Source organism: Acinetobacter sp. Z1 (assembly GCF_024296945.1).
In the GTDB taxonomy this organism is placed as follows: domain Bacteria; phylum Pseudomonadota; class Gammaproteobacteria; order Pseudomonadales; family Moraxellaceae; genus Acinetobacter; species Acinetobacter beijerinckii.
In genome coordinates, this window is record NZ_CP101115.1 from 3,142,930 (window position 1) to 3,154,774 (window position 11,845).

11 protein-coding genes are annotated in these 11,845 nt (G+C 39.3%); 6 read left to right on the forward strand and 5 right to left on the reverse strand.

Annotated elements, in window-relative coordinates; translation table 11 throughout:
* Positions 1-18: 18 nt before the first annotated feature.
* Positions 19-327 carry a hypothetical protein gene (locus NGC85_RS14900; protein WP_005051121.1) on the reverse strand — a complete coding sequence of 103 codons (309 nt, stop codon included), beginning with the start codon at positions 325-327 and terminating at the stop codon, positions 19-21.
* 163 nt (positions 328-490) lie between these two features.
* Between NGC85_RS14900 and NGC85_RS14905 the strand changes: the two genes are divergently transcribed.
* Positions 491-1,105 carry a DoxX family protein gene (locus NGC85_RS14905; protein WP_005061128.1) on the forward strand — a complete coding sequence of 205 codons (615 nt, stop codon included), beginning with the start codon at positions 491-493 and terminating at the stop codon, positions 1,103-1,105.
* A 120-nt stretch (positions 1,106-1,225) separates the two neighbouring features.
* Here NGC85_RS14905 and tusA read toward each other — a convergent pair whose 3' ends face one another.
* Positions 1,226-1,483 (reverse strand): sulfurtransferase TusA, encoded by a 258-nt coding sequence (gene tusA / locus NGC85_RS14910; RefSeq protein WP_005051116.1) that lies wholly within the window; start codon positions 1,481-1,483, stop codon positions 1,226-1,228.
* Positions 1,484-1,658: 175 nt separating this feature from the next.
* Here tusA and NGC85_RS14915 point away from each other — a divergent pair, with 175 nt between their 5' ends.
* Together NGC85_RS14915 and lnt are read left to right on the forward strand one after the other, a co-directional pair.
* Positions 1,659-2,498 carry an HlyC/CorC family transporter gene (locus tag NGC85_RS14915; protein ID WP_005051114.1) on the forward strand — a complete coding sequence of 280 codons (840 nt, stop codon included), beginning with the start codon at positions 1,659-1,661 and terminating at the stop codon, positions 2,496-2,498.
* Positions 2,495-4,054: an apolipoprotein N-acyltransferase gene (lnt, locus tag NGC85_RS14920; RefSeq protein ID WP_254732184.1), complete on the forward strand. Its 1,560-nt coding sequence runs from the start codon at positions 2,495-2,497 to the stop codon at positions 4,052-4,054. The genes NGC85_RS14915 and lnt overlap by 4 nt, the downstream gene beginning before the upstream one ends.
* A 62-nt stretch (positions 4,055-4,116) precedes the next feature.
* On the opposite strand, the gene NGC85_RS14925 is transcribed toward lnt, so the two are convergent.
* The 3 genes from NGC85_RS14925 to gspF all read right to left on the reverse strand — a co-directional run bounded on the left by NGC85_RS14925 (position 4,117) and on the right by gspF (position 6,390).
* Entirely contained in the window at positions 4,117-4,461 is a 345-nt protein-coding gene (locus NGC85_RS14925; protein WP_254732186.1) for a hypothetical protein, read from the reverse strand.
* Between the two features lie 262 nt (positions 4,462-4,723).
* Positions 4,724-5,161: a type II secretion system major pseudopilin GspG gene (gene gspG / locus NGC85_RS14930; RefSeq protein WP_005051105.1), complete on the reverse strand. Its 438-nt coding sequence runs from the start codon at positions 5,159-5,161 to the stop codon at positions 4,724-4,726.
* Positions 5,162-5,184: 23 nt separating this feature from the next.
* Positions 5,185-6,390 carry a type II secretion system inner membrane protein GspF gene (gspF, locus tag NGC85_RS14935; RefSeq protein ID WP_005061123.1) on the reverse strand — a complete coding sequence of 402 codons (1,206 nt, stop codon included), beginning with the start codon at positions 6,388-6,390 and terminating at the stop codon, positions 5,185-5,187.
* Positions 6,391-6,546: 156 nt separating this feature from the next.
* On the opposite strand from gspF, the gene NGC85_RS14940 reads away from it, so the two are divergent.
* From NGC85_RS14940 to NGC85_RS14950, 3 genes are all read left to right on the forward strand, one after another.
* Entirely contained in the window at positions 6,547-8,772 is a 2,226-nt protein-coding gene (locus NGC85_RS14940) for a primosomal protein N' (RefSeq protein ID WP_254732188.1), read from the forward strand.
* Positions 8,773-8,888: 116 nt separating this feature from the next.
* Positions 8,889-10,709, forward strand: a complete 1,821-nt coding sequence (locus NGC85_RS14945) for a cation:proton antiporter (RefSeq protein ID WP_254732190.1) — start codon at positions 8,889-8,891, stop codon at positions 10,707-10,709.
* Positions 10,710-10,826: 117 nt separating this feature from the next.
* Positions 10,827-11,702, forward strand: a complete 876-nt coding sequence (locus NGC85_RS14950) for an Hsp33 family molecular chaperone HslO (protein WP_254732192.1) — start codon at positions 10,827-10,829, stop codon at positions 11,700-11,702.
* Positions 11,703-11,845: the final 143 nt, after the last annotated feature.

Genomic DNA, 11,845 nt, shown 5'->3' on the forward strand with positions numbered 1-11,845 from the left:
TATTGATTCTCTGGCAAATTATTTAGCAGCACCGCATTTTGCATCAGCTGCCTTTTTATCTGCACCACATTTTGCATCAGCTGCTTTTTTTGCTGCTCCACATTTAGCATCGGCAGCTTTTTTATCAGCTCCACACTTTGCTTCCGTTGTTTTATGTTGTTTTTTCGCTTTGTCAGCACCACATTTCGCTTCACCACACTTTGCATCTGCTGTTTTAGTTACATGTGTTTCAGTTGTAGTTGAAGCAGCGGAGACTTGAGTTGCTGCACCAACCATTGAAAGTGCAACTAATGCAGCAACTGATGTCATTGAGTTTAATTTATTCATTTTGAAGTTCCTTTTTGAGTCAATTCTTGGGTTTGTACTAGGGTACATATCATTAGACGAGCGACCAATCCATTTATTACAGTTAAAACTAAAAAAATTATTGTAATAAACCAACTCTTCAACCGACTAATAACAATTGAATGCTACTCGGTGTGAAATTCTCATGAAGTACTTAATCAACTCAGTATTACAACGCTATCAAAAATGCCTACAACACTTTAAACATTTAGATGGCATGGCTGCACTGGCACTAAGAATCTACCTTGTTCCTATTTTCTGGATGGCGGGGCAAAATAAACTGATGCATTTTAATGATACGGTTGAATGGTTTGCCAATCCTGATTGGGGCTTAGGCTTGCCCTTCCCTACCCTCATGGCTATTCTTGCAACTTCAGCAGAACTTGGTGGCGCAATATTATTGGCTCTTGGGCTATTTACCCGTTTAATTAGTATTCCACTGATCATTACGATGCTCGTTGCGATCTTGACGGTACATCTACCAAATGGTTGGCAAGCGATCGCAGATGCACATGCTCCTTTTGCAAATGCACAAGTCTTGGCATCTACAGAAAAATTAGAAAAAGCACGCGAAATTTTACAAAACTATGGAAATTATGACTGGCTTACATCGAGCGGTTCATTCGTCATCTTAAATAATGGAATCGAATTTGCTGCAACTTATTTGATTATGCTGCTCGCTTTGCTTGTACTCGGTGGAGGACGATACTTAAGTTTAGATTATTGGCTATCTCAATCTCTAAATCGATTTAATAAGTAAGAAAAGATACACAGCACTGTCGCATGGCTTAGTTCGATCTGGCCATGCAAATCCTCAGCAACCGTTCGAAAACTCGATTTTTTTAAACTTTCTTTCAGATCGTTTAAAACGAAAGCTTGTTTAGCCTTTCTGGACTAAATAGCGATATTCAGTATGACTATTTTCATCGAGGCTTTCTTCTTTCAATAACAACTCATGACCTAAATGCATACAAAATTTAGGAATATCCCATGATGTTGATGGATCAGTTGCCAATACTTCAACGATGTCGCCTGACTTTGCTTTACGAATAGCTTGATGCAACATCATCACCGGTTCAGGGCAACGTAAACCTCTCGTATTTAATTGAACAGTAGCAAGTTGGGGTTGTTCAGACATCGTAAAACTCAAATATTTTAATATTCACATTTTAACATAAATCGCACTTATAAAAATCATCGGCAGCTTTTTGAAAAACTGTACATTTTTTGCATCGTTTTATTGATGCATATCCGCTTTTTCTTCGGTATGATGAAAATCATCTAATTGATATAGAGAGTCTTTAGGAAAGATCATGGTCGAGGAATCCAGTCCGTCGTGGGGTATGCGTGGCTTAAGAAAATGGTTAGGTACCGCACCTGAAACCCGCGATGAATTACTTAGATTAGTACAAGATTCACGTCGCTTTTTAGAACCAGACACCGTTGCTATGCTTGAAGGTGTGCTTGATCTACCAGCCACAAAGATTCGAGAGGTGATGACGCCTCGCACAGCGATTATTAGCTTACAAGAGGATGATCAACTACTTGATATCTTGGATGTTCTAATTGAATCTGCGCATTCACGTTTCCCAGTATTTTCTGCTAATCAATCCGATAATGTTGTGGGTATTCTGCTAGCAAAAGATCTATTACCGTTCCTAACTGAGCGAAATGTCAAAGTTGATATTAGCGCACTCATGCGTCAACCGGTGTTTGTTCCTGAAAGTGCGCGTTCAGATCAAGTATTGCGTATGCTCAAAAATACTCAGACTCATATTGCAATCGTGATTGATGAATATGGATCAACGTCTGGCTTAGTCACCCTTGAAGATATTCTTGAAGAAATTGTGGGTGAAATTGAAGACGAACATGATATCGCCGATGAAGAGGCACTGTATATCGTCCCAGATAATGATCCAACCACAGCAAATACTTGGATTGTTCAAGCACTTACACCAATCGAACATTTCAACACTATTTTAGATGCTGATTTTTCTGATGATGAAGTTGAAACTATGGGCGGCTTACTGCTACAAGAAATTGGTTTAGTGAGCGATTTACAAGGTCAGACCATTGAGCTTGGCGATTGGCAATTTACCATTATTGAAGCAGATGCACGCACTATTCATCTGATTCGAGCTGTACGTCAATGAGAACCTATTTTGAAAAGCTGTTAAACACTTCTCAATCACAAAAACAGTTACCTTTTATTTTCCCACTGTTGATTGCACTCACTTCAGGTGCAATCTTTAGTTTTGCTTTAGCCCCATATTACTTTTGGTGGCTCGCAATTTTATCGCCTGCCTTGTTATATGCAGTATTGCATCAACGTACACCAAGACAAGCTTTTGCGCTTGGTTGGGCTTACGGTTTTGGCTTGTGGTTTGTTGGTGCATTTTGGTTGTTTACCTCTATTCATACCTATGGAGACACCAATGCATTTTTAAGCATCTTGATGATTGCCTTTATGGCAACCGCAATGGGCTTATTTACAGCTTTTCAGACTTGGCTTTATCGTCGCTTCTTCCCAGAAACCCCACTCACCTTTGCACCGCTTTGGGTATTATTTGAATGGGCTAAAACTTGGGTATTCACGGGTTTTCCTTGGTTATTTGCTGGTTATGCATTTACTGAACGCTTACTTGATGGTTACGCTCCGTTATTTGGGATTTACGCAATCTCATTTGTAGTGATCGTGATTGCATGTGCTTTGGTTGAAATCTTAAAAGGTCGTTGGTTTTGGGCAATTCCGTCTACCCTTCTGGTTTTGGGTGCATGGGGGGCAGGATTTATTCAATTCGTGCAGCCTAAGGCGAGTAAGCCACTCAGTGTATCTTTGGTTCAGGGTAATATTCCGCAAGACCTGAAATGGTTAACCGAGTATCAGATTAAAACCTTAGAGATTTATGCAACACTCACCCGTGCAGAATGGGGACGTGATCTGATTGTTTGGCCAGAATCATCGATACCGATGTTTCAAACAGATATTCCAGAATTTTTGGATGCCATGGCGGCACATGCAAAAAAAACTGATACTGCTTGGGTCACAGGAATTCCTTATTGGGATTTAGCAAAGTCTCAACAATTTGGTGAGCCTCTGTATTTCAACAGCATTATGTCATCAGGCAGTGAATCACACGGTTTGTATAAAAAACAACGACTGGTTCCTTTTGGTGAATATATTCCATTATCAGGTATGCTGAAGTGGGTTCTGCCTGCAATGCAAAATGATGTCAGTATGAGTGGTTTTTCTCGCGGCGAACCTGATCAAAAACCATTAATCGTGAAAGGTCATGCACTAGCAGCTGCGATTTGCTATGAAGTTGCTTACCCTAACTTGACTCGTCGTAATGCAACCAATAGTGATTTTTTAATTACTGTGTCTAACGATGCTTGGTTTACAGGTACAGCAGGTCCTTGGCAACATTTACAAATGGTACAAATGCGTGCCAAAGAAAACGGTCGTTGGTTTATTCGTGCCACCAATACCGGTGTAACTGCATTTATTGATCACAATGGTCATATTGTTAAACAAGCACCGATTGATAAAGAAGCCGTTTTACGTGGTGATTTACCTGCAATGCAAGGACAAACGCTTTACAGTCGTTTAAGTGATTATCCAATTCTAATTTTCTCAGTTTTATTATTAATTTTAGGTTGGATTTATCGTCCACGTAAAGTTGATATTTCATTTAAATCAAGAAGATAAAATAAAAGAGCGTTTTGCAATCAAAGCGCTCTTTTTTATTTCGTTATTAAATCATGATCATATTAGATTACGAAAGAAAATTGCACACTGAGATAAGCAACTAAACTCGACAAAAATAACATAGGAATATAGCGGTAGGCTTTAAACAACAATTGCTCATACTTGGAAATCATCTCCTGATTGTCCCATACCGTTGTTTTTAAGGCACTTAGGAAGCAAAGCAGAAACCATGCACTTAACATCGTCAAAGCAAAGAAACCAATCATAATTTGACTACTGCCTTCAGCAGCTTGCCATAAACTTAATGCAGCTTGACTCATCGGTAATAAACTTAAAATAAGCAATACAGATTTAAGCATTGCCCAATGAAACTGATTTAGTTCATCCAACATAAAAAATGCTTTCATCTGATTTCCCCATACCTGAATTAAATGGTCTGAATTGATTATGCAAAGCTTTGATCTAAAGAAATAGTCTATTTTTATGCATAATTTCTTTTTCTTGTAACTATTAAATATGGGAATAATTCTTATTATAACTATCAAATATTTAATATTTTAATTTATTATTATTTTTCAAAATCTTAATTAATTTTATCGAATTAGGAAACATTATCACTTCACTCTCGATTTATTTACTCTAAAGTGAAGTGACATTTTAACTCAGTGATTATGGCTGGTAATAAATATCGGCATCGTTTCCTTCGCCACCTTCTTTACCATCTGCACCGAAAGAATATAAATCAAATGAGCGACCTTCACGACCTGGAATGACATATTGCAAGTCATTTTCCCAACTGTCTTTCGGATAACCACCTTTCACATATCCACCTGGCAACCAGTTTTTAGCAGAAGCAGGTTGATTCACCAAAGCATCTAAACCGCCATCTTGCATTGATGGATAACGACCATTATCGAGTTTATATTGATCTAAAGCACCTGCTACACCTTTAAGTGTAATACTTGTGGTGTCTACTTTGGCTTTTTCACCACGTCCCATAACATTTGGAACGATCAAAGCAGCCAAAACACCTAAAATGACAATCACAACCATCACTTCAATTAATGTGAAACCAGATTGCTTCATATACATTTTTTGCTTATTCATTTTCATCTCTTTCATGCAATTTATTAAATCATATTGTTCATATTAATAATTGGCAACATTACCGCAATCACGATTACCAATACAATCGCCGCCATAAAAACCAGCATCAGTGGCTCAAGTAATGCCAATAAAGTGGAGATAAAGGTCGTGACTTCTCGATCTTGCATCGTTGAAGCGCGATCTAACATTCGATCTAACTCACCCGAAGCTTCGCCACTACGAATCATTTGTACCATCATTGGAGGAAAATAACCGCAACGCTCTAACTGTGTTGCTAAATTACCACCTTCTGTTACACGCTCCATCGCCACTTCAATTGCATCACGAATCACCCAGTTATTACTGACTTCCGCACCGATACGTAAAGCTTCAACCAATGGTACGCCTGAGCGAGTTAAAATCGATAAGGTACTGGCAAAACGTGCTGCATTTATACCACGTGAAAGTTTACCAAATAGTGGCAATTTGAGTGTTAATCGGTCAAATGCATAATGTCCAGCAGTGGTTCTCAAAAAGCGAGTGAATAAGACGATCGCGATAAATGCAATAATCAGCATCCCTACCCATGCTTGGCGAATAAAGGCACTAATCTTCATCAGCAGAACCGTAATCCACGGTAAAGCCTCTTTACTTTGTTCGAAGGTTTTTACAATCTCGGGTACAACATAAGTCATCAAACCCATCACAATCCCAAATGACATTAACATCAGGATAATTGGATAAATCATTGCACCTTGAACTTTCTTTTGCATTGCGAAACGATTTTCGGTGTAATCAGAAAGTTGATCTAAAATCAGATCTAAATGTCCTGAGCGTTCACCCGCAGCGACAGTGGCAATATAAAGATCTGGGAAACGTCCCGATTGCAACATCGCCTGTGCCAATGAATGACCTTCTAAGACTTTGGAACGCACGGAAATCAAGAGGTTTTGTACATGCGCTTTTTCACTCTGTTTGCTCACAGCACGTAATGCTTCTTCCAAAGGAATACCTGCTGCAACTAACACTGAAAGTTGGCGCGTCATGAGTGCTAAGTCATAAGCACTAAAGCTCTTTTTAAACCATGAACGCTGTTGTTGTTTATCTTTTTGCTCAACCGCATCGACCGCAAGCGGTGTCCATGCTTTATCTCGCAACTGTTGACGAATTTGGCGTGCAGAATCTCCTTCAAGCACACCTTTATGTTGCTTTCCAGAAGCATCAAGAGCAGTAAATTGATAAGCAGGCATGGTTCTGTTCTAATTGTCCCAAAATAGTTGTCGTTACTGTTGCATCCGTGTAGTTGAATCATTCATATTCATTTATGTTTATCAACATAACGCACAGCACTTTAGCATAATTCCATGACATGAAGTCATGCCATTTTACACGTGATTGAAGCCTCTATGCCGACCGAAAATTCTAACGCTTTTCCTTACCGTATTCGAGTTGCCCTACCCGTTTATGTGTATGACACGTTTGACTACACGGTCAGTGCTGAACAATATCAGCAAGCTCAAGTCGGCGCACGTGTTGCCGTCTCATTTGGACGACAAAACCTCGTTGGTATCATTACTGAAAAAGTTGATACCAACGAAATATTTACAGGGCAATTCAAACTTAAAGCGATTACAGAATTACTCGATAATGAAGCAATATTAGATCAACAAGTTTTAACTTTGTTGACATGGTCAGCTCAGTATTATCAATTTCCCATCGGTGAAGTGATTCAAAGTGCTTTACCAAGTTTTTTAAGACAAGGCCGTGCTTTAGATATTTTGTTTCATCTTTGGAAAATTATTCCGCATGATAATCCAGATGTATTATTGAAACGCTCTCAAAAACAATATGATGCATATCAGGTTTTAAAATTACATCCTCATGGCACAACAGAAAATATTTTAAATCTGAGTAGCATCGAAACGGCGACGCTTAAAGCATTAGAAAAAAAAGGCTTAGTCGAATGTTGTCTCGAACCACATGATTTCACCCCAATACCTGTACAGCTTGCTCAAGTCCCCTTAACACCTAATGAAGATCAGAAAAGATCGATCCAACAGATCCTCAAAGCTCAAAATCATTATCAAGCATTTTTACTCGATGGCTTAACTGGAAGTGGTAAAACCGAAGTTTATCTGCAAGTCATGTATGAAGTATTAAAACAAGGTAAACAAGTCTTGGTTCTGGTTCCTGAGATTGGTTTAACCCCACAAACGGTTGCTCGCTTTAAATCACGCTTTCATTGTGATGTGGCTTTAATGCATTCTGGTTTAAATGATTCAAAGCGTTTGCAGGCTTGGCAACACGCGCAAACAGGTAAAGCTTCAATTATTATTGGCACACGTTCTGCAATCTATACACCATTGCCTCAACTAGGCTTGATCATTTTAGATGAAGAACACGACTTATCCTATAAACAACAAGAAGGTTTTCGCTATCATGCCCGTGATGTCGCTTTATATCGAGGTCATTTACAAGGCTGTCCTGTCATTCTCGGTTCAGCAACGCCAAGTATTGATAGTTATCATCTAGTTGAATCAGGCAAATTACAGTTGCTTGAACTGAATCAACGTGCAGGCGTTGCAGTACTGCCCAAAATGCATGTCATTGATTTAAAAATTAGTAAAAAAAAGCATGGTATGAGTCAAACATTGATTGATCAAATCAAACTGACTTTAGAACGTAAAGAACAAGTACTCATCTTTTTAAATCGACGCGGTTATGCACCGATTCTGATGTGTGAAAGTTGTGGCTGGCAAGCCAATTGCCCTCATTGTGATGCCCATTTCACACTACACTCACAACCTTATCATTATTTGCATTGTCATCATTGTGGAACGATCAATCGTTTGCCAGATCATTGTCCTGAGTGTCAAAAGCAAAGTTTAAAAACGATTGGGGTTGGAACAGCCAAGCTTGAAGAACATTTACAAGAACTGTTTCCTCATAATGAAGTCATTCGTGTTGATCGTGACAGTACCAGTCGTGTAGGCAGCTGGCAGAAAATTTATGATCGCATTCAACAAAATAAACCTAGCATTTTATTGGGTACACAGATGTTGGCAAAAGGTCATCATTTCCCTTATGTCACCTTGGTTGCTATTTTAGATATTGATTCAGGTCTACTCAGTGTGGATTTGCGTGCACCTGAACGCACTGCACAATTAATTGTTCAAGTCGCAGGTCGTGCAGGACGCGGAGAACATAAAGGTACTGTGTATTTACAAAGTCTCCGTCCTGATCATCCGATGCTTACCACATTGATTAAACATGACTACCGCGCAGTCGCTAAGCAGATGTTAGCCGAACGTAAAATCGCACTACTGCCGCCCTATCGTTATGCGGCTTTGGTTCGAATCGAATCGAAAGATCGGGAATATAGCCAACAGTTCTTAGCTGATATTGCACAACAGTTGAGACTCATGGCAGGCGACTTGGTTGATATTTGGGGACCGATTCCTGCACCTATGGAACGAAAAGCAGGTCGTTTCAGAGCACATATGGTGATTTTGTCTGCTGATCGCGCCAAACTGCACTTTTATTTGCGTCAATGGTGGCAACAAGTGGTACATTTACCTCGACAACATCAACTTAGATTATCAATTGATGTTGATCCACAAGAGTTTAGTTAATGAGCTAGACTTGAGCAGTTACAATGACAAGTGATCTTTCTAAGTTGATCCATCCTATGGATACACGCTCTGCACCATACTTTGTCTAGGCTAAATAGAAAAACTTGAGGCATTGAATGTCTTTATTACTACCGATTATTGTTTTACTGATAGCAACTTTAATTACTGTTCCTTTGACAAAACATTATGCTTCAAGCACAGTGTTGGGATACCTCATTGCAGGACTGTTACTGGGTACAAGTGTGCTTGGTCTGATTGAAGAGCCTCGACTCATCGAGCAACTGCTCAGTTTGGGCATGATGAGTGTTATGTTGTTTCTCGGTTTCTCATTTCGACCAGTACAGCTTTGGTTAGAACGCAAAAGAATACTTAGAAATAGCGGTCTTCAACTCGCAATTATCACTCCTATTCTCATTGCAATATGCTTTTTATTATTCAAACAACTTCTTACGAGCATTATTCTTGGCTGTGCTTTCGCTTTTTCAGCAGTGGCGTTAGTACAACAGTTCCTACAGCAGAAACAACAACTCAACGCCCACTTAGGGCAAATGAGTTTAGCTACATTACAGTTTCAAGCATTGTTTGCTGTCATTTTGATCGCAATGTTTCCTTTACTCGAAGATACGGCGTCTACACGACATGGTGTGGCTTATTTTGCTGCAATCATTGCCACGATTTCAGGATTATTTTTGGCAAGTCGCTATTTGGTTCGCCCTGCATTTCGATTCTTAGCCCATAAAAACAGTATTCATTTAATTCCTGTACTGAGCTTACTGGTTGTACTGTCTGTCATCCTAATTATAGATATTTTAAATATTCATAGCTTGATTGGTGCATTTTTAGCAGGTGTATTATTAGCTGAAACAGAGTTTAAAGCTGAAATTGAGCGGATTATTCTGCCCTTTAAAGATGCCTTGATTGGTCTATTTTTCCTTGCGATCGGTTTAGGAATTTCGCTAGAACCTTTAAGTCAAACACCTCTTTTTATTGTCACATGTATTTTAGCTTTGGTTTTGATCAAAGTGATTGTGATTGCAGCAGTAAGTTATTATCAACAACGTGATACCAAACTCAGCATGTTGCTCGCAATTACACTTGCGCAAAGTGGTGAACTAAGCTTTATTCTGCTCAAATTAGCTGAAAATGAAAGTTTACTCACAACACCGCTGCTACAATCTAGCTTACTGGTTATATTCGGCTCCATGTTGTTAACGCCACCATTGTATTGGTTATTGAATAGCAAGATTTTGCCTAGACTCCATCAGAACAATATGGCTACAAATGAGATCGATATTCCACAACACCCTATTGTGATCGTCGGATTTGGTCGTTTTGGACAAGTGGTTGCACGCGCTTTACATGCACAAGGCAAGCAATTCAGTGTGATTGATAGCAATCAGCCGAATGCAGACTTTATTGAACAATATGGACACCGTTTTATTGATGCTGATGTCACGCAAGTTGAAAACTTACGTGCCGCTGGGATCGAGTACTGCACACTCCTCATCCTTGCCATTGATGATGTTGAAGACAGCATGAATTTAGCCCGTCACCTACGCTTAAACTATCCTGATTTAACCATCTTTATGCGAGCACGTGACCGTCATCATGCTCACTTGATCAATAGTTTAGGTATTCCAAATATTTGGCGAGAAACCTACGCATCTTCATTAAATGTGGCTATGCACGCTTTAGTTAGGACAGGTATTTCAAGTGATGAAGCACAGGCACAAATTGAGTTATTTAAACAGGAAGATGAACAACTGCTGATGCAGCAACATTACCTTTCTCAAAAACAAGATATTGTTGAAAGTTATCCGAATGCCATTGCAGAACTGCAATACTTATTTGAAAACACGAAAACTTTCATTCCAAATCGAATGAAGCATGAGCAAAACACACAAACTGATGCAAATTCACCCAATCAAACATCTTGAGTTTTGACAAACTGACACCATTATTGACTGCATAACCATAGACCTTTTATAAAGCCTTTCGCGCTTTTAAAGGCAAAGCGTTGCTTTGTTTTCCCCTTAGGGGTACTGGAGAAAAATATGTCTGATTTACGCCAACGCTTTTTTATCGAAAATAGTCCTATTCGCGGTGAAATAGTTCATTTGGAAGAAGCACTGCAAACTGTTTTGGCGAAACGAGAGTATATGCCTGCGGTACAAAGCTTATTGGGTGAAATGTTAAGTGCAACAGCTTTACTTGCAAGCACATTGAAGATTCAAGGCCGTATTAGCTTGCAGATTCAAGCAAATGGTACATTTAAATGGGCAATGGCTGAGTGTAACCATTTAGGTGAGGTCCGTGCTTTGGCGGATTATGAAGAAGACCCACGCTTCGCCGAAGGTACGGACAGTAGCACTGTACTTGCAGCATTAACCAATCCTATTCTGTTTATTAATATTGAACCAGAGCATGGTGAACGTTATCAAGGTATCGTACCGCTCGATCAACCGACCTTGGCTGGTTGTTTAATCCAATACTACGACTTATCTGCACAGATTCCGACTCACATTGTGTTGGCAACCAATAGTCAGCGTTCAGGTGGTTTATTGATTCAGCTACTTCCTCGTAATGACGAAGAAGAACAAAGATTGGTTGACGAAGATTTATGGCCACGTTTGACCATGCTGACCGAAACCTTAAAGCCTGAAGAACTCACCGATCTTTCAGCCGATGAAATTCTTTATCGTTTGTATAATGAAGAAGAAGTTCGCCTACCTGATGTTGAAGAGTTACAGTTTGGTTGCACTTGCTCTCGTGAACGCTGTGCGAATGCATTGATTCAAATTGGTGTAACAGCAGTACATGAATCTCTTGAAGTTCAAAATCCAATTCAAATGGATTGCCAATGTTGTAACACGCGTTATGAATTTACCGCTGAAGAAGCTTTAGCTTTATTTGGTGAGCATTTGAGTTAAATTTTAACAACTCCCATGTTATTCATTCATGGGAGTTCATTCATCTATAGAGAAGATTTATTGTTGATTTTCTCGTCTGAAACAAGATCAACACACTTCCCCTCTGTTTTTTCTCCCTCAATCGTCAAATAATAGAATGAAAA